General features: G+C 65.2%; 17 protein-coding genes and 1 pseudogene. 9 read left to right on the forward strand and 9 right to left on the reverse strand.

Annotated elements, in window-relative coordinates:
• Nucleotides 1–1,158: 1,158 nt before the first annotated feature.
• Nucleotides 1,159–1,590: pseudogene (locus tag T333_RS12835) on the reverse strand (WXG100-like domain-containing protein); the annotation flags it as partial.
• A gap of 3 nt (nt 1,591–1,593) precedes the next feature.
• The gene (locus T333_RS12840; RefSeq protein ID WP_496424550.1) at nt 1,594–1,908 is read right to left on the reverse strand and encodes a WXG100 family type VII secretion target; all 315 of its coding nucleotides are present in this window, start codon (nt 1,906–1,908) and stop codon (nt 1,594–1,596) included.
• A 631-nt stretch (nt 1,909–2,539) separates the two neighbouring features.
• On the opposite strand from T333_RS12840, the gene T333_RS12845 reads away from it, so the two are divergent.
• The 4 genes from T333_RS12845 (at nt 2,540) to T333_RS12860 (ending at nt 5,701) form a co-directional block, all read left to right on the forward strand.
• A complete protein-coding gene (locus T333_RS12845) occupies nt 2,540–3,655 on the forward strand; it encodes an MFS transporter (RefSeq protein WP_496424551.1) in 1,116 nt (371 codons plus the stop codon).
• On the forward strand, nt 3,649–4,293 hold the full coding sequence (locus T333_RS12850; protein WP_496424552.1) for an HAD family hydrolase: 645 nt from the start codon (nt 3,649–3,651) through the stop codon (nt 4,291–4,293). The genes T333_RS12845 and T333_RS12850 overlap by 7 nt, the downstream gene beginning before the upstream one ends.
• A 234-nt stretch (nt 4,294–4,527) precedes the next feature.
• Entirely contained in the window at nt 4,528–4,944 is a 417-nt protein-coding gene (locus T333_RS12855) for a hypothetical protein (RefSeq protein WP_496424553.1), read from the forward strand.
• 43 nt (nt 4,945–4,987) lie between these two features.
• Nucleotides 4,988–5,701 (forward strand): DUF8020 domain-containing protein, encoded by a 714-nt coding sequence (locus T333_RS12860; protein ID WP_496424785.1) that lies wholly within the window; start codon nt 4,988–4,990, stop codon nt 5,699–5,701.
• Between the two features lie 201 nt (nt 5,702–5,902).
• On the opposite strand, the gene T333_RS12865 is transcribed toward T333_RS12860, so the two are convergent.
• Nucleotides 5,903–6,337, reverse strand: coding sequence for a hypothetical protein (locus T333_RS12865; RefSeq protein ID WP_496424554.1), 435 nt, complete (start codon nt 6,335–6,337; stop codon nt 5,903–5,905).
• A gap of 122 nt (nt 6,338–6,459) precedes the next feature.
• Entirely contained in the window at nt 6,460–7,209 is a 750-nt protein-coding gene (locus T333_RS12870; protein ID WP_496424555.1) for an alpha/beta fold hydrolase, read from the reverse strand.
• 346 nt (nt 7,210–7,555) lie between these two features.
• Between T333_RS12870 and T333_RS12875 the strand changes: the two genes are divergently transcribed.
• Both T333_RS12875 and T333_RS12880 read left to right on the forward strand, forming a co-directional pair.
• Nucleotides 7,556–7,795, forward strand: coding sequence for a hypothetical protein (locus tag T333_RS12875; protein ID WP_496424556.1), 240 nt, complete (start codon nt 7,556–7,558; stop codon nt 7,793–7,795).
• A 672-nt stretch (nt 7,796–8,467) separates the two neighbouring features.
• Nucleotides 8,468–9,112, forward strand: coding sequence for a hypothetical protein (locus T333_RS12880; protein WP_496424557.1), 645 nt, complete (start codon nt 8,468–8,470; stop codon nt 9,110–9,112).
• A 525-nt stretch (nt 9,113–9,637) separates the two neighbouring features.
• Here T333_RS12880 and T333_RS12885 read toward each other — a convergent pair.
• The 5 genes from T333_RS12885 to T333_RS12905 form a co-directional block, all read right to left on the reverse strand.
• Nucleotides 9,638–10,849: a hypothetical protein gene (locus T333_RS12885; protein WP_496424558.1), complete on the reverse strand. Its 1,212-nt coding sequence runs from the start codon at nt 10,847–10,849 to the stop codon at nt 9,638–9,640.
• 54 nt (nt 10,850–10,903) lie between these two features.
• Nucleotides 10,904–12,019 carry a hypothetical protein gene (locus T333_RS12890; RefSeq protein ID WP_496424559.1) on the reverse strand — a complete coding sequence of 372 codons (1,116 nt, stop codon included), beginning with the start codon at nt 12,017–12,019 and terminating at the stop codon, nt 10,904–10,906.
• Nucleotides 12,020–12,162: 143 nt separating this feature from the next.
• Nucleotides 12,163–12,471: a hypothetical protein gene (locus T333_RS12895; protein ID WP_496424560.1), complete on the reverse strand. Its 309-nt coding sequence runs from the start codon at nt 12,469–12,471 to the stop codon at nt 12,163–12,165.
• A gap of 374 nt (nt 12,472–12,845) precedes the next feature.
• Nucleotides 12,846–13,076, reverse strand: a complete 231-nt coding sequence (locus tag T333_RS12900; RefSeq protein WP_496424561.1) for a hypothetical protein — start codon at nt 13,074–13,076, stop codon at nt 12,846–12,848.
• Nucleotides 13,073–13,531, reverse strand: coding sequence for a DNA-directed RNA polymerase subunit beta (locus tag T333_RS12905; protein WP_496424562.1), 459 nt, complete (start codon nt 13,529–13,531; stop codon nt 13,073–13,075). The genes T333_RS12900 and T333_RS12905 overlap by 4 nt, the downstream gene beginning before the upstream one ends.
• Nucleotides 13,532–13,791: 260 nt before the next feature.
• On the opposite strand from T333_RS12905, the gene T333_RS12910 reads away from it, so the two are divergent.
• From T333_RS12910 to T333_RS12920, 3 genes are all read left to right on the forward strand, one after another.
• The gene (locus T333_RS12910) at nt 13,792–14,955 is read left to right on the forward strand and encodes a helix-turn-helix domain-containing protein (RefSeq protein ID WP_496424563.1); all 1,164 of its coding nucleotides are present in this window, start codon (nt 13,792–13,794) and stop codon (nt 14,953–14,955) included.
• 831 nt (nt 14,956–15,786) lie between these two features.
• A complete protein-coding gene (locus T333_RS12915; protein ID WP_496424564.1) occupies nt 15,787–16,320 on the forward strand; it encodes a hypothetical protein in 534 nt (177 codons plus the stop codon).
• Nucleotides 16,321–16,522: 202 nt separating this feature from the next.
• A complete protein-coding gene (locus tag T333_RS12920) occupies nt 16,523–17,878 on the forward strand; it encodes an FtsK/SpoIIIE domain-containing protein (protein ID WP_496424565.1) in 1,356 nt (451 codons plus the stop codon).
• Nucleotides 17,879–18,167: the final 289 nt, after the last annotated feature.

Below are 18,167 nucleotides of genomic sequence, written 5' to 3' on the forward strand. Positions count from 1 at the left end.
GGAGCGTGGCGGAACGCTCTCCGACGTTCCCTCCCCTTCCGGCGCGTTGGAGCGACCCCCGCTTCCTCGCTCTTCGGCACCGGTGTTGTCCTTACCCGACGCTTCACCGCCAGAAGTTCGGTTGCCATTGGCGGACTCGCCATCGTTCCCAGCACCGTTCTCCGGCGAGACGCCAACCGGCCGATCGCCACCGACCGTGGACGAATCGTCGCCGCGAATTCCGTTATCCGGCGCGCCAACTCCGCGTTCACCACCACCCGCATGCGACGGATCGACCCCACGGCTTCCGGACTCGGCGACACCACGCTCACCACCACCCGCATGCGACGGATCCACACCGCGGGTCCCCGTACTCGAGGCGACAACACCGCGCTCACCACCGTGCGAAGGATCCGCGCCGCGGAGACCAGCACCCGCCGAAGACCCTGCGCGATTCCCGTTCGCCTCCGCCAGGCCACCGCTCGAAGTATTCCGCTCAGGCGCAACAGAGTTCGGCTGACCCTCACGCGCCGACGAAGCACTCGCAGGTTCGCCGGAGCCACTCCCCGAACCGGTTTCGCCCGCGTTCCGAGGTGTCTGAAATCCCGAGCTCCCGTCGCCCCCCGGACCGAACTGCGCAGGATCCGCGGCGCGGAACCCACCTATGCCGGGACCACGGCCCGCCATCGAATGGCGAAATCCCTTGCTGCCGCCGGTAGCCACACCAAAGGCCGCGCCACTGGTGAGCCAGAGCGGATCTCCCCAATCGAGCGGGTTCAAGCTCCCACCGTTGAACGCGTTGCCGAATCCCTGCGCGGCAACGGCACCGACCACGCCGGCGCCCGCACCGACGACCGCGCCCTCGAGCGCGTCGCCCCAACGTCCGCCGGGCAAGGGAACTTTCGCGGCACCTTTGGCCAGCAATCCACCCGCAGGCCCGCCGAACGCACCCGCGGCGCCAGCGGAATAGGCGGTCGTGCCGACGCGCTTCCAGTCCATCTTGTCGCGAGTGCCCGCCCCGACCTGATACGCCTGGATCGCCGCGTCCTGTCCCGCGCCGAGCACCGTGCTGAACGCGACATGCTTCGCCAGGAATTTGGTGACGGCGGCAATGCCCGTCTTCGCCGTGAATTGCGCGATGGCGCTGACCGCCCGCTGTCCGAGGATCCGCACCGCCGCGCGCGTCGCCACGATGGCCGTCGCCTCGACCAGTGGCGCCGTAGGCGGAAAGAGCCACGCCGCAGCGATCTCGAACGCCAGCATGGCCAGCGAGCTGATGATGAGGATCTTCGTGTACTGGATCTCGGTGGCGAGCGCGTCCGCGGCGTCCGCCACCAGGTCGAGAACTTCGGCCAAGTGCTCCAGCGACTCCGGGCCGTGGTCCAGTTTGTCCAGGGCAGTGGTGATCGCTTCTACGCCGTCGCCCCACGGGTACGCCGCGATGGTCGCTTTCCTAGCCGCTTGCAGTTCCGGAAGGAGATCGCGGATGTCGGCGGCGGCCTTGCGCCAGTCATCAGCGATCTCCCACATCTTGTCTTCGTCGCCGTCCGGCCAATCCGAGCCGGCGATCCAGCCGAGCCATTCCAGCTCGCCGGGAATAGTGATGGACACGTGCTACCGAATGCCGTCGCCCGAGCGCTTGTCCGTGCGTGCGAGGAGCGCTGCCGCCTTGTATTGCCCATCGGAATACGAATCCAGCGTCTTGGCCGTGTTACTGATCCCCTCGGTGAGATTCTTGCGCGCCGCCAGGTATCCCTCCGGACCGTCGGCGAAGGTGGTGCCGTAGCCATCACCGCCCCAAGCCGCCCCTCGGGTGTCCAACGAGGTTTCCAGGGTGGCGAGAATGCCGTTCACCTGATCCCGAAGGTCCCCCATCGCCCCGGCCGCGCGACGCAACCGATCCGGCGTTATCCCGAGTTTCGTTGCCACCCTTGCCCCTTCCACCGATGAATCGGTTTCAGAGAATGGCACCCTTCGGGCAGCAGCGATAAGACGTCCGCCTGGGATTTTGCGGGAATCTGACATGCGTTGAGCAGCAATGGGTCTCGCCCCGCGGCGCATCGGAGCCGGTCCCCCGGTCGAATGACCACGCATCCGCTGCCAGACGCATTGACGGATCCTTGACGCAGACGAACGCGACGAGCCGGATCGTGTCCTGGGCGCGGCTCCGTCGCCACCGCGCTCGATCCAGTCTCGGCGCCGTCACGTGCAGATCTTCCGGTCACTGATACTTCCGGACGGCATTTTGTGGACCGGATCACCGAGGCCCGCTCCGGCTGGTAGCTTCCCGTACCCCTTGGTAGGTTTCGGCTTGTTCGCGCAGCGTCGCGCAACCTTCAGTCTTTGACCCGCGGAACGTTCCTCCGATCTACAGTTCGCGCGCCTCTCTCGTCGACAAGAGGCGGACATCGTCAAACTCACCCTCTCGCAGCCGATTTCGCGGCCATTTCTCGACAGCGAAAGCGGCGGCGGCATCGATGGAGCTTTCATGACACGCACCATCGCGCCGGCTTCGGCACGTGCGCGAGATATACCCGACGCCGTAGTGCGGAGTCGTGGTTTGTTGACGGGATACTTCGCCGGACTCGGCGTCGTGATGGCCGTCTGGGGAACCAGAATTCCGGCCATCCAGGAGTCCGCTGGACTGGACACCGCGGGGCTGGCCGCGGTACTGCTCGCGGCCGCGGTCGGCATGGTCGCCGGACTCCAGGTAGGTGGTCGGCTCGCCGAACCCGCCCGGCTTCCCCAGCTGTTGACCAGCGGCGCACTAGGTCTCGCCGCAAGCCTCGCATTGCTGGGCGCCTGCCGAACTCCGATCGCGCTCGCCGCCGCGGCGCTGCTCTTCGGCGCCACGCACGGTGTGCTGGACGTCGCGGCGAACGGCGCGGCGGTGCGCTGCCAGCAGGCATACGGTCGCCCGATCATGTCGAGCCTGCACGCGGCCTACAGTCTCGGCGCCCTGGGTGGCGCCTTGCTCGCCGCTGTCACCGCGCACGATTCGCACACCTACGTCTTCGGCGTCACCGCGGGCGTGGCGATCGCGGCGACGGTCGCGGCGGCACCCGCGACCCGTTGCATCGGATCGCAAAGCGCTGACGTCGGTCCGGTGGAAACCCATGCGGCGGAGCCTTTGTCGGAGCTGTCCCGAGTTCGGCTCTGGCTGTTGGGCTTGCTGGCTGCCGCGTGTCTGCTGGGCGAAGGCGCTGCCGCCGATTGGTCGGCAGTCCATCTCAGCGGGTTGCACGCGTCCCCCGCGATCAGTGCCGCGGCGTACGCCGGATACAGCGCGGCCATGGCGGCCGGGCGTCTCGTCGGCGATCGACTCATCGCACGCTTCGGCGCGCCGAAAGTGGTTCGCACGGGCGCACTTCTGGCCTCCTTCGGACTCGTCGCGGGTCTGGTGGTGACCGACGTGCCCTTCGCGTTGGCCGGTTGGGCCGCATTCGGTCTCGGCCTGTCCGTCACGATTCCTTCGCTGTTCAGCGCGGCCGGAACGGGTGGTCCGCGCGCGGTCGCCACCGTGGCCGTGGCCGGCTACCTCGGTCTGCTCGCGGGCCCGGCGCTCATCGGCGCCCTGGCCACCGCGACGACCCTGCCCCTCGCCCTCATGCTGCCCGCCCTGCTCGCCGCGGGCGTGGCCGTCCTGTCTCATCGAGCACTGGAGAACCGGTGGTAACCGCACTATCTCAGCAGCCCGCGGAACTCGACGCGGTCATCTTCGACTACAACGGCGTCATCGGCCTACAGCCCACCGTTCCCATGTGGACCGGCCTCGCCGAACTCGCCGGGTGGCCCGCCGATCAGCTCGGACACTTCCAGAATGCTTTCTGGAGCGCCCGAGAACCCTACGACTCCGGCGAGTCCGACGATTCCGACTTCTGGACCGCCGTACTCGGCCACCTCCCGGACCCGGAATTGCTCACCCGGTTGCGTGCCGTCGACACCGCGATGTGGACCTCGACCGACGCCCGCGTCGTCGCACTCCTGCACCAGGCCCGACAGGCAGAGCTCCCAATGGTGCTGCTCTCCAACGCACCCCATCCGGTGAGCGATGCCCTCGACGCCTCCGCCTGGCGCCCTCTGATGACCGACGCCCTCTACTCCGCCCGGCTCGGCAAGAACAAACCCCACCCCAACACCTACCGAAACGCCCTCGCCACCACCGGAGTTCACGATCCCGGCCGCGTCCTTTTCATCGACGACCGCGCCGACAACTGCCAAGCCGCCGCCCACCTGGGCCTGCGCACCCTCCACTACACCGGCTCCCCCTCCGACATCGAGGATCACCTCCGCCTCGCCACCGTCGCCGCGTAGACCCCCGCTCGGGTCGCACAGGGGACTTCGGGGTCAGCGTAAGACAAAGCACTACGAGGCCTGCCGAACGCTCCGCTGGGGTGACACAGCCGAGCGTTCGAATCGACAGCTCTACCGCGTCGTGCCAGGTCAAGACGCTGAAAACGCCTGGCGTGGTTGGGTAGAACACGGTCTCGGTGGCCGTGTCAGGCGGCTGTCAGCGCGTTGTCAGGCCAGCCGCCGATAGTCGTTGCCATGACAAAGAACAGCGCTTCCTCCATCACCCTCACCGACCAGGACAAGGCCACCCTGCGGACCGCCGCGTACGGCGCCGTATCGCTGCTGGCCGCCGCCAGTGGCAAGCCGCACAAGATCGCCACCGACGGCTCCATCGCCCTGTACTCCGCGACCGGCCTGGTCGGGCACGTGCTCGCCGCGAAGTCGAAGGACATCGAACTGAAGGGCAAGTCCGTCGCCGAACTCGCCGACCAGGTGCTGCCCGCCCTGACCGCAGCGATGAACCTGCTCGCGGAACAGGATCCGGCCGAGGCCGACAACTTCCGCAGCACCGTCCTCGTCGCCATCGACGCCGCCCAGGCCCGTGCGGGCTCGCCCAGCCCCACCGTCGCCGAGATGACCCGCAAGATCACCGCAGCCCTCGACGCCGCTTGATGGAATGCCGACCACGTACATCTCACGCACAGCCAGAGGAAATATCGCCGTGTCCAAGTTCGCCCCGGCCACCACGCTCGCCGCCGCGTTGATCACCGCCACCATCGGCTTCGGCGCGGCCACCGCGCAAGCCGCCCCGGCCGCCCCGCCTCCGGTCGGATACACCGCCACCACCGACGCCGAGTCCGCCACCATCACCGTCGACTCCGGCACGCTCGCCGTCGCGGACGGTGCGTTCACCATCAGAGCATCCGATGGCGCCGTGCTGGCCGGAACAGAATTGTCCTTCCGCATAGACGATTTCGTCTTTCCGATCGCGGCCGAGATCTCCGGGCGCACCGCCGTCCTCACCCCGCAACTCGATCCGACCAAGGCCTCGTACCAGCCGGTGGCCCTGCCCTACGAGGACCAGGCCGGATGGCGCAGTCCGTACGAGCGAGAGCAGGCAGCCTGGAGCCGGATGGCCAGCACCATCGGCCTCGGCGTCAGCCTCGGCGCCCTGGTCGGCGGGATCGGCGGCGCGGCGGTGGGCTGCGTGCTCGGCGCGGTCGTCGGCGGCACCGTCGCCGCCGCCACCCTCGTCGGATTGTTCGGCCCATTCCTCCCGGCCGCGGCCGTCGGCTGCCTGGGCGGCGTCGCCGCGATCGGCGCCCTCGGCACGATCGCCGGCCAGCTACTCATCACCGCCCCGGTAGCCATCGCCGCCGCCGCGCAGTACCTCACCACCATCAACCAGCCTTTCCCCGCCACGAAGTAGCCCCCGGACGTAACACCAAGGCCCCGAGAGGAACACCGATCGGGGCCTTCGGTCATGATCGCGCCGTCCCGTCGGCCCGATGCAATCAGCGCAGATCACGCAAGAGGTAGGCCGGACGCGCTCCGTCGGGTAGGGCCGTGCCGAGTCCAGGACCCGGCTATCAGGCGGCGGATCTGAGAGGCCCTGGGCACGGCTCCGGCGTCAGCAGTCCGTATGCACGAAGACCTTTCGCGTCTCGCCGCCGCTGTTGTGGATGACGACGTACCGCCGCGGATCGCGATAGTCTTCCACCGAGTGCTCGTTTCCAGTGTCTGTCGATAGCAGGTCGTTCATTCTGGTCGCGGCCCAGTAGGACCTCCACGATGACGGAACGCCTGGGGCGAACTTCGCGAAGTCGGATTGCCGTTTGAACTCGTCGACGGAGCCGGCCGGAATATCGACAACGGCTACCGTGGTCGACTCCCTGAAACCGCTGTCATGCTCGTACCAGACGACATCGGCACCAGCTGGGAAAGCGACGTTCGCACACTTCGACAGGTGACCCAAATCGTCCCCTGGGTCCGAGGAGCACCCCCCGACCACGACCGACATCGCACATGCGGAGATACACAGGACGACAGGACGTTTGTGACTCATGCAGGCTCATTCGTAAGCACGTCCGGCGTGAGTGCCGCATCTGATGCGCTGTTGATCGACGTCGATGCCGACTCGCCGGAACTGATCCGGTGACCGCTGTTGCCAGGCCGAAGCAGCGCAGGTCAGCTCGATTCCGTGCCACTGCCCGCCGAGAGAAACGCTTCGAGCCGGTCGACGAAACCCGGTGCCGCCGGGACGAAATGGCCCGAACCTGGTGCGATGAGCCGTTGCGCCCCGAGTGCGTCGGCGAGCAGGTCGCAGATCCGTTCCAGGCCGGGAGAGTGTCCACCCGATGCGACTAGAACAGGGACATCGGCCGCCCGCAAAGCGGTCAGGTCCGGTCGTGCTTGCCCCGGTAAACGAGCGCCCCACGCGCGGCGCACGGCTCCATCGGACAACCGACTCCCTCCCCCATCCGGTGCCCCTGCGAGAGTGAGGAATTCGCGCAGTATTGCGGGGTCGGCGTCGAGACCGTGGGTGAGCACCGCGTTTCCCAGACTCTCCAGCCGAGCCACTTCCGGATCATCAGGGGCGAGAAAGTACAGGGGCGGTTCGATGAGGGTGAGCGAGCGCACGGTCTCGGGTGCCTGAGCGGCGGCGAGGAGCGCCCCAAGTACCCCGTAGGAATGGGCGACCACATGCGGGCGCCGAGCCTGGAATATACGTCCGAGATCGGCCGCGTCGATCTCGAAGTCCTGTTGCCCACCCGGTGGCGGCGGACTCGCACCGAAGCCGCGTCGGTGCACAAGCAGCAGCGTCCACCGCGCGGACAGCGAGTCCAGCCCGGTCCAAGTTGCCTTCGGCCCCGCGCCACCGTGTACGAGTGCCACCGCCGGTCCGGTCCCGTGCTCGAGGATCGTCAGAGCTTGCATGACTTCGAGTGTCCGCCATGCGGTCGAAACCGGGCTACCCTGGACTTACTTCCCCTGAGATTTACTGAGCCACACAGCCTTCCACTAGCTCAATGAATATGCCTTCCAGCTCATCCTGCATTTGCCGGCATGAGGTTCATTGGTACAGGAAGGGCAGCACCTGTGGTAATGAGACGTAAGTGCTGCGACAGGTAACAGACTTCCGCGCGATCGCGTGTTGCGAGGGTTGACGTAGCGGGTCCGGCGCCCCTCCCTGGAGCCTAGGGACAGGGTGCGCCGACCAGGGCACAGGCCAAGGCGACCGCGTTGGATGCTGGCGTTGGGGAAGTGCTCCATGCTCGGGGCTATGACGCCCGGCCGGGAATCGCAGATGGCCAAGAACATCGAGGCCAAGGGCCGCACCGGTGGCGCGCGCGATCTCACCATCGATGAGTTGCGGTTCGTCCTCACCGCTGTACGAACCTCGCAGGTGCCGTGCCCGCGCAAGCTGTCCAAGGCCGAGCACAACCGGGGCACACCGGTCAAGGCGTACACCCCGCCCACGGTCGCCGACTACTGTGACAGCGCCGACCTGGTGATCCGCTGATGTCCTCGGCCACGCCGACCCGGCGATGACACAACGGCACTACATGGCACGGGGAGGAACACCCTGCGGCGGGGAGGCGTACCCGAGGCGGCGAACAAGAACGTGTCTCTCGTCCAGCGAGCAAGGGCGAACCAACCCGAGCAGGCACACCTGAAAGGGGGTCCGGGGGGCGAAGCCCCGCCGGGTGGGGCGTGGGGGCTCCGCCCCCACAAAACACGCGGAACCAACCAAAAAGGCGAGCGCTCTCCGCGAGCACTCGCCTCCGCTGGTGGAGCTAAGGGGAATCGAACCCCTGACCTTCTCGATACCGAGCGGCATGGCTACTACGAACTACTTAGGACTGTCAACAGACGTACAGAAGTGGGTGATGACCTGCTGAAACGACAACAATTGACTACTTACCACGATCGCATATGCGTTCGAGTTCGAACGGCGGCGAGACAATTTGTTGTGACTTAGTTGGAAGGTCGCGCAGGGCTAGCTCGGCGTGTCACCCAAGGGACACGCCGGAGATCAAGTCGTATAGCAAATGTCTGGCAACATTGCCGGACCGTCCGCAGCGCGCTCAGGGACACTAGGTAGGCATCACTAGATGTTGTGGCTTCCTACTGTGTCAGACCCCAGGTGTAGGGTTTCAGAACCGGCTGTGTGGAGCGTTCAAGGAGGAACCTCATGCATCGCTACAACCTGCACCGACCGACCAACGCCGTGTGTCTGTGCTGCAAGATCGAGAAAACATTTACCTTCAAGTCGACGAGCGATCTGGTGATCTGCCCCGGCTGCCAACGACATCTCGGTGACACCCTGAGCAAGTCGAAGCTTCGTGACTCCGACCACCTCGAAATGTGGGCCGCGGAGCTGAATCTGACGAACGCCAACCACAGCGACGAGGTCGCGCAGTTCAGGAAGCAGGTGGAGTCGCTTCGAAAGCAGGTGGCTGAGAAGGACAAGCTCCTCGAAGATGTCCGGTGGTCTTACAAAAATGAGCGCGGACAAGAGGCTGAGTCCGTCCGCCGGTGGCTTGACGCTCAAGAGGTCACAGAGGCGCATGACCAGCGTGACGCGGCCTACCGATCAAGGGACCGAGCGATGGCGCACTTACTCGCCCTCGATGAGCTACACCACGCGGTCGACGGCGAGCTCACAAAATGCTCCTGCGGCAAGCGAACCAGCGTCTGCAAGGAGTGGGATGCGCTCGCGACAATCACAAGTTCGCTGTACAGCTGGGAGCGAAAGCAGAAGGAACGGCGAGATGCCGGGCTCCCGCACGGTCTGCCGGACGAGCGCTTTCCTTCGCGATTCCGATCCGCGGGATAGAGCCTGAGACCCATCAGATTCGAAGGTGGCAAGCCCCGGAGGGGCGCGGCAGGACCCTTGAGACCGTAATTGCTGCGGAGAGTACCGGTTGCCGCGCGGTCGCGCTGCGAGGTGAGTGTGATGGTTCGGTTCCCCTCCTGGGTCTGGGCCAGGGTGCGCCGACCGGAGCGGAGCGGAGGGCGGGGCGACCCTGGGCGGCGCGCGTAGCGCGCCGCTCTTGACTCTGTAGAGAGAAATTCGGCAAGTTCCAATCTGTTGGGTTACCGGTTATCTCTTCCTTCTTTTCCTACTGATTCCCGGGGGTTCCCAACTTCTCTCACTCGCTCCCAACAGAGCCTTCAAGACTGCGGCACAACACATTCCGCGAATCAGACCACTGGTTGCCATGCCTGTCGCGACGCACCGGAACGGCCCAGCCCTGGACCCCGGGAAACCAGTGAGGTGGTGGCCGAATCCGGCACGGTGAGCCGTCGCTCAGTCGCTTGGCCTAAAGGGTAGGTGGCGCCGTTGTCTAGACAGGGCCTGCTATGCGCTTCCCTCTGGTTCCCGTCCCAGCCCTCGTTTGCGTTGGCGTTCCTGTTCGCGCTGTCGTTCCTTGGCGATGTCGTAGTGCAACCGCGCCTGACTCACCTCGTGCCCCGGCGCAGGCCGTGGCGTCTCCCCCGGCTGCGGCCTCCCCAGCTCCAGGATCTGCGCCACCTCGCGCGGCAGGGGGCTACGTTCGACGCGATCGCGGACCTGCTCACGCTGACGCTCGATCTCTTCACGCCGCTGTTGAGCCTTCGCCGCATCTTGCGCAGCAGCGCCAAGCGCGTCGATATCGCGCACCATGTCCAGCCGCGGAGTCTCACGCCCCTGCTTCAGAATCGGCTCCATCGCCTCTATCTGCTTCGCGCCAAGTCCAGCCTTCTCCAGCGCCTCGCGCGCTTGGGCAGCCTCCATAGCCCGCACGGCTTCGAGCTGCTGAGTAATGCCCTCGTGCGACTTCTTCAGATCCTGCGCGGGAACGGGCTGCCCCTGCTCCCGCGCTTCGGCCAATCGCCGGTTCTGATCGGCAACGGCACGTGAGAGCCGTTCCTTGGCTGCCTGGAGCCGCGTTGCGCGCTCCCGCTCTTTCCGCTGCCGCGCCTCCTCGCTGCGCCGGGAACGGTCCCGCTGCTGTTCCTCGGTGCGAACCAGGGATACGGTGGGCGACTCACGCTGCTTGACCAGCGACACGGCGGGTGCTTGCCGCTGTCGGGCCGCGTGCTCGCGCGCCTTGTCACGGACCCCGTCCAATTCGAGCTGCTTACCAGGCTCCCTTTGCAGTCCCAAGGCCCAGATTTGGCGAGCGACCGACCGGGGGATGACTTGGTGTTCGAAACGGTTCGGGAAGTCCCGAGCCATTTCGTTTATCAACTGCTGCGCCTCTCGCGCTATAGGCTCGCCTTCGACTGTGCGTATCGTGTGGTGATCTATGATGCCGTTTTCGAGGAGTATTCGGTCATTGCGTAGTTCTTTGAGGTCGTTGGGGCCTCGCACTCCGCCTGATTTGTCTTCGACGCTTCGGATTCGCCCGTCTTTTACTTGCGCTTTGTCGAAACGACGTTTCTCGTCTCGCCCCGGAACGGGTACCGAAACCTGCTTCGTGTAGCCATTTTCGCGATCGCGGAAAAATACCTCGGCGCCATTCTCGAATATTCTTCCACGGTCGTTCGGGTCGAATCCGATTCGGTCTTTATCGTAGTCGTCTGGCATGAGTGACCCAGCCCCCGAACATGTGCGATCACATCAGTTACGGCAAGCCGCGGGTCAGCTGCCACGCTTCCTCGGGAGGAAACGGCATTCCTCCTGGTATTCACCCATCATGTCGACCATCACAGTGAACATGCGCCCGTCCCGTTCCAGCCGATTTTCAAACATCAAGTCGAACAATTGCCACACCGTGTGATCCGTCGACCCTTCGAAACCGTAAACAAGTGCAGGATTCACGTCGTCGTACAGAGAGCGCTCCCGGCCGACGGGGCTGTCGTACCATTCGGCTCCGGCATACTTTGCGAAACACTCGCCGAGGAAACATGCGAACGCGTCGGCCATATCCGGGTTCGACTTCACCGCGTCCCAGTCCGGGAACAACTCCGCTACAGCATCGTCGGCCGATTGCTGCTCCGTGATGATCTCTGGCGAGTCGCTATAGCTCCACAGCTCGTCCGGGATACTCCGAATGCCTGCGTAGGACATGAACTTTCGTGCTTGAGCTTCCCGGCGAGACGGATCAACCCATTTCGCCCACGCAGATTCTTCGATGTTCACACCGAGATCCATGCTCAACTGCTCGTCACCCATGCCCATACTCTCCTTCAGTTCGTGACCGTTCTCGGGTGGAACCCATCCGGCTTGGTCCCACTGCGTACGTTGAGGGCTTCCGGCCTCATTCCATGCGGTTCGTATTTTGTCGGCGCGCGCCCACACCGACAGCCACTCGGCCCCCGTGCGCTCCTCTGCCGCAGCTTCGAGGAAAGCCCGCACGTGTATGTCGAGGTTGGTGAACGGGAACCGAACAACCGGGCAGAAGCCCATACCCGTCTCGTCGTGATAAGGGAGGTTGATCCACGCCCCGTCGAAGCCGCGGCGGAACACCTCACCTAGGAACACTTCGAAGCGTTCGGCCACCGCACGATTCTCCGGCGCGCGTACCGCCTCTCGGTTCGTAAACTGCTCTAGCGCAGCCTCTTCGGCGAAATACAACGCCGCCGCCGAATGCAGATCGCCAGTAAAAGCGCCGGAAAAGAAGGGCAGTGTCCGGCTCAGGAAGCGATCCAACTGGTCATCGACGCTGTCCAGGCACGCCACCCAACGCGGGTCCCGCTGATCCTTGACGAACTGCTGGAAGTCCTCTTCGTCGAACTCGCCGGACACCTCGGCCATGACCACCCCTCTCCGTCCGAACATGCCAGCGCCGCAAACTCCAGGCTCCACGAAGCGCCGTACACAGGGTAGGGGCGGCAACCCTGCGACGGGGCGCAACACGAGCCGACCACCCCGGCCCTTGGCACTGTCGTAGGCGAGTCTCATGGTGTGTGGGCTTGCAGCGGGGGAATTGTGCGTTCGGGTGTCACCAGGGCACAGGCTAGAGCGACCGCGTTTTGGATGCTCGTACTGGGGAAGTGCTCGACGCTGGGAGCGACGACGACGGTCGCGGTGTGCTGGTGTGCGGTCCACACGATCAACGTGGTTGGCATGTAGGTGTCGGCGTCGATGGTCACCATGTGCACCAGCCGATACCCCCGCGCGTGGCTGAGGTCGATGATCACTCGCTCGTCTCGTAACCAGGAGTCGCTGACGCTGCGGTTGAGCAGGCCGATGGCATTGATGGGCACGCGATTTCATCTCCTCGACTGGGGCGCCTGCGGCCGGGCTAGCGGTGGGTGGATCGTGAGATGCTGACAGGTGGCGCGGCCCTCGTCGGTCAGCTCATAGACCGGCTCCGCGCGTCCTGCACCTGCTGGTTGGCGGATCTCGGTGTGGACCTGGCCCTTGGTGACCAGCCATTGCAGAGTCAGGGTGATCGGGCCGATGTGGTGCCCGCCTGCCAGCTCCCGTGCCGAACACGCCCGCCCTGCTTGGGCCAAAGCGGTCAGCGCGGCGGCTTGGGCGCGACTGAAGGCATCTCGACTTCTTTGCAGATGTGCTGCGTCACTGCGCCTTTCGTGTTCGGGCCGATTCTGTTGGCTCACGCGGTTGGTCACAGGTGCTACCTCTCGAGGTACAGGATTTCGTTCGGAAGGCGCGGGAACTCGCGCGTGTCCAGGTCGACGGTCACGGCATCGACGTAGTGGCGGGCCTGGTGCTCCTGAACGAAGATCAACGCGGCGGTCAGGCAGGCAACGAAGTCCATCCGCTGCCCGTGCAGGAACACACTCAGGTGCACATCGGGTTCGGTGGGCGATGGCGACCCGTCCGGGGTCGGCGCGGCGGTGCTCACAGCGCGGGCTGTCGGGTCGGGGCCAGGCAGGCGTGCACCGCATACAGCACCGCACGCCCAGACGGCCGGAACACCGAATGCGCGGCGGTGATCCACACCCGATGCTCCGAACCCTGATCAGCCGGGGATGGTAACGCCACGTGATCGCCGTTGCCCAAGACGGTGATTCGGCGCGCATGGAACAACGCTGCCTCGGCAGCGATCATCGTGGCCGGAATGTCCGAGCGCACGAGGAACGTCCAGGTGTGGGAGCGCGGATGGGTCACGATCGGCCCACCACCTTGTTTGTGGCGCTCGAGGTGGACCTTGACCATCTGCCCCAACTCCGCAGGCATCGCTACCGCCCACACCATGCCCGCGGTGAAACTGATACGGCCGGTGTCCGGTTGGAGCACAGCGGGCAGATGGCACACGCTGCGGTAGTAGCCAACCCGCGAACGCGGCGTATCGGCCACCGGGGCAGGCGAGTCGGTACGCGGCGCAGTCGGTGGGGCTACCGACTCATCCCAACCCAACTCCTCGGACAAACCCATTGATACAACCCCTCCCTGCTGGGCCAACGCGTGCTGAGTAGCACCCGCCGCCGGGGATGAAGGGGCACCCCCATCCACCCGACGGCGGGGCTGAAAAAGACGCTAGATGTGCACGTTTTGGGTTTGGAGCCGTTCGGCGTCTACAAACGTCTACAGCGGATCAAGCCCGTTAGGCTGGTCTTGTGGACGAGAGCGGGGAATCGGACGCCATCACCGGTATCCGGCTTCGCGCTGCCCGAGAGGCGGCGGGGCTCAGCCTGTCCGCACTGGCGGCGCGCACGCACTACAGCAAGGCGCTGCTCGGGATGCTGGAGACCGGGCAGCGCCAGGTTAGGCCGGAGCACGTGACCGCCTACGCCGACGCCCTGGGTATCGGCTCGGCGCTGTTCGTTGAACCGGCTGACGGTGAGCGGGCAGCAACGGAGTGGATTCAGCGGGTCGCGGCGTCGGACCTGGGCGGGGACACCTTGGACCGCCTGGAGCTGGCGGTGGACGACCTGGCTGCGGGGTACCCGACAACTCCGCCGGACGAACTACTCATGCGCATCCGTCAGCATCTCGGCTACGCCGGACGCCTGATGGACAGCCGGAAAACGCTGGCGCAGCACCGCCGGTTGCTGGTCTCGGTCGGCTGGCTGTCGCTACTCGCCAGCACGTGCCATATCGACCTAGGCGAAACCTCCGCCGCAGCGGCGCGAGGACACCTGGCGTGGAAGCTGGCGGACGAAGCGGGACACCGCGAGATCGCGGCATGGTGCCTGGAAACGCGGGCGTGGCAGCAATTGACCGACGGCAAGTTCGCAGCGGCGGCAGAACTGTCGCGTGCCGCGTATTCCCTTGCCCCGGAGGGCAGTTCGGCATTCATCCAAGCCACCGCCCAGGAAGGCCGCGCGCTGGCACGGCTCGGGGACAGCAAGGGCACGTACGGGGCGCTGCGTCGGGTGGCCAGGCTGGTGGCCGGACTGAGCACGCCCGACCGGCCGGAACACCATTTCCGGTACGACCCCGCGAAATCGGACGCCTATGTGGCCACCACACTGGCCTGGCTCGGTGATCCGGCGGCCGAGTCCTACGCTCGGCACGTCCTCGCTGATCTGGCAGGCGCTGAGTCGGTGCGTCCCCGCCGGATCGCTACGGCGAACCTGGACCTGGGCCTGGCTCTGGTCGCGGCAGACAAGCCGGACGAAGCGGCACATGTCGCGCTGGCGGCCGTGGAGTCCGGGCGTCTGGTGCCGTCGAACTACTGGCGCGTGTCCGAAGTGGTCTCGGAGATAGAGGGCCGAGGCGCACCGGACGCGGCCATCGTGCGCGAAGCTTTCCGCGACACCTACCCCGCACAGCCCTAGAAGAAAGCCCTCCTTTTAGTAAATTGAGGGCTTTCTTCTTCACGTATGTCAAGCGTGAGATCCCCTTTTAGACGCGCTATTGCTATCTGCTATCAAAAAATGTGTTGTAGGTCCGGCGGATATTTCGTGGCTTTTCCTTGACGGCCTGACACTTGGCGGGATGATGGAGACAGCGAGAAGGACTCGACGGGCCGGGTAGGAAAGAAAGGATGTGCGCGCCTGTGTCTGTCTCTCGCATGCGGGTTGGTCGATGCGGCCGTATGGCGCTCCCGACCCGCACTGGTGCAGTTGGTTCCGTATCGCTGAGGGAGTCGCGGTACGTGATCGCAGGTGTCCGCGTACCACGTGGTCAGGCGCGGCCCCGTGTCGGCCCCGGATCGTTCCACACCTGGTGTGCGGAACGGTCTGGCGGAACCCCCACAAATTGTGTGGGTTGGGCGGCGGCACGCTCAACGGTTTCCGTGTCAAGATGGAAAAAATTGGAGGGAGATTGATTCATCGCATGATAACTACGGTTGCTAGCCGTCACTGATTCGCGGCTGTCCCCCCGCGCTAACGAGGGGACAGCCTGAACGAAACCAACTCCGATGGGCATATGGGTTGCAGCCCTGCCGTTCGGAGTCTCCCTTTTCATTCGTGTGCAGAAACGAGGTCTCTGCCATGTCCAGAGTAGTCCATTCACCCAATCGGGGTGACTTCTCGGAGCGAGAAATTTATCCGGTCCGGTTGCGCCTGGCGGGTGTAGGGGCGGACACGGTGCGGGCGTGGCGGGGTGTGGCCGGGGGGGCGTGATCCGCCTGTTCGCGCTGGTAGCGCCCTGTGGTGCGGCGCGTGGTGCCGTACCCGAAATCCCCCGCCCTGTGCGGGATTCATCTAACAACAACCAGTTACGTCACAGATTGGATGGTGGCCGCCATGGCCGAGGACAACCTAATCGACACTCGTAAGAACCTTCGATTCGCTGTGGAGTTCGCGGACTTCTTCCGGGATGGGCTGTACCAGATGGGGCCTGTGAGCCCTGATCTGGTGTACACCGGTGACCCGAACCGGCCCGGTCCGCAGAAGCGCGACGAGCTGACCGGGGCTCTGGTGTGGAAGGCCACCGTGAGTGATCCGGCCGTGCGCAAGGCGCGGCGTGCGAGCTATGAGGTTCTGTTGCTGTCGGAGACCGAACCGGTACCCACAACCGCGGAGATCGGCCCGAACCTGCGGCCGATCGAACTGGTGGGCGTCACCGTCCAACCGCGCATCGCTGGCCAGGGCGAATACAAGTACCTGGACTACACGGTGCGCGCGACGGGCTACGCGCCGGGTGGCGGTAACCGGTCGGCGAGTGGAGCGGGTGCGGGTAAGACCCCGGCCTGATTCTGACTCGCGGTCGGAGAATTCGGCGGGTCGCTCGGGCACAACCGGGTCGGCCCGCCCCCGCACGTCCGTCATATCGGACTGTGCGGCAACAACATTCGCAACAAGATAGTTGGAGTTGATAGACGTGGTTCGTTCTGCGGAGTACGAAAAGCCGCCGACCTGTCCGCCTACGATCCTCGATGATCTGGGGCAAGGGCTGGTGCTTCTGTTGGAAGCGGTGGTGTTGGGGTTGGTCCACCTGTTGTGGTGGGCGTTGCTGTTCCCGATGATCTCGCTACCGATCGCAGCCGCAGGCGCGGGCTGGTGGTTGCTGGGCTGGCCGATCGGCGCGACTATGGCGGGGTGCTCGGTTGCGGCCTGGGTGATGTGGTGGGCCTGGTGGCGCGGTTCGTGGCGGCGCTGGGTGTGGGGGCGGATGCGCACGCGATATCTGTCGTGGAAGCGCTACAAGCGGCGTTGGAAGACGCTGACCGCGATCCACGGGCTGACCAAGATTCTCGACAACGGTGTACAGACCCCGGTGTTGGTCAGGGTCGATATCGGTGAGACGGCTGATGAGTTGTTGGTCAAGCTGGTGGGTGGTCAGACGGTGCAGATGTGGGCCAAGCAGTCCGATGCATTGCGCCACGCGTTCGGCGCGGTCGGGGTGCGGGTCCGCCACGCGGAATCGGGATTCGTGCGGCTACAGGTGATCCACACCGACCGGCTTAACGAACCGATTCCGCTGCCTCGAGTGGAGGCGAAAACCGTTGACCTGGAAGCACTGACCATCGGCATGACCGAGCTCGGGGAGCCCTGGAAGATACGTTTGCTCGGCAATCAACTGCTCGTCGCGGGAAAGATGGGCTCGGGCAAGGGGTCGGTGATCTGGTCGCTGATCGCGGCCATGGGTCCAGCGATCCGGGACGGGCGGGTGGTGCTGTGGATGATCGACCCGAAAGGCGGCATGGAGTTCGGTGCGGCGCGAGAGTGGTTCGCGCGCTTCGCCTACGACAACGGCCCGCAGGCGCTCGAGCTGTTGCGGGATGCGGCGGCGTTGGTGCAGCAGCGGGGCCAGATCTACATGACCAAGGCCGAACGCAAGATCACCCCGACTGTGGCCGAACCGCTGGTTGTGGTGATCATCGATGAGGCCGCGAGCCTGACCGCCTACTACTCCGATCGCAAGATCAGAGACGAGATCTTGCGGCACATGGGTACCGTGCTCACCCAATCGCGGGCGGTAGCGGTGCCGATGGTCGGCAGTCTCCAGGACCCGTCGAAGGACGTGCTCGAGCTTCGGCAGCTCTACCCGTATCGGGTGGGCTTGCGGATGAGTGAGCCGACACAGCCGAACATGCTGTTCGGGCCGAGCGGGCGGGAACGAGGCGCGCTGTGCGATGAGATCCCCGAATCGACACCCGGTGTGGCCTACGTCGAACATGAAACCTCGGTGGAGATCACCAGGGTTCGCGCCTACTGGGTCACCGATGAAGACATCGACTGGATCATGCGCACCTACCCGCCGTTACCGCGTCACCCTGACGGCACACCACGACTCGACACCGACACCTGATAGCCGTGCAACCAGGGGAAATGATCACCTCGAAGAACGCACGATAGCCTGGTACAGCCGCGCCAGGTGACCAGCAACATCGTTTGCGAGCGGCGAATATGCAGCGCGGATAGCGCATTCACAGTCTTCTGATTCCTGCGCGGGTAGCGCTCGTGACCGTCGTACCGGCGGCGGCACACCCTCTTTGAAACCTGTTCCGGTGGTTCCTATTTCACGTTTCACGCGGCACCGGACCGACCGCGCTCGTTCGGCGTTGTCGGCCTGGTGCCGCGTGTGGGACTACGAGACA

It is taken from the genome of Nocardia sp. CNS-044, from assembly GCF_059570515.1.

Bases quoted from the DNA above. Each gene is read 5' to 3' on its own strand.
- T333_RS12855 (WP_496424553.1), top strand. From the start codon at position 4,528: ATGACAAAGAACAGCGCTTCCTCCATCACCCTCACCGACCAGGACAAG.
- T333_RS12865 (WP_496424554.1), bottom strand. From the start codon at position 6,337: ATGAGTCACAAACGTCCTGTCGTCCTGTGTATCTCCGCATGTGCGATG.
- T333_RS12870 (WP_496424555.1), bottom strand. From the start codon at position 7,209: ATGCAAGCTCTGACGATCCTCGAGCACGGGACCGGACCGGCGGTGGCA.
- T333_RS12875 (WP_496424556.1), top strand. From the start codon at position 7,556: ATGACGCCCGGCCGGGAATCGCAGATGGCCAAGAACATCGAGGCCAAG.
- T333_RS12880 (WP_496424557.1), top strand. From the start codon at position 8,468: ATGCATCGCTACAACCTGCACCGACCGACCAACGCCGTGTGTCTGTGC.
- T333_RS12885 (WP_496424558.1), bottom strand. From the start codon at position 10,849: ATGCCAGACGACTACGATAAAGACCGAATCGGATTCGACCCGAACGAC.
- T333_RS12890 (WP_496424559.1), bottom strand. From the start codon at position 12,019: ATGGCCGAGGTGTCCGGCGAGTTCGACGAAGAGGACTTCCAGCAGTTC.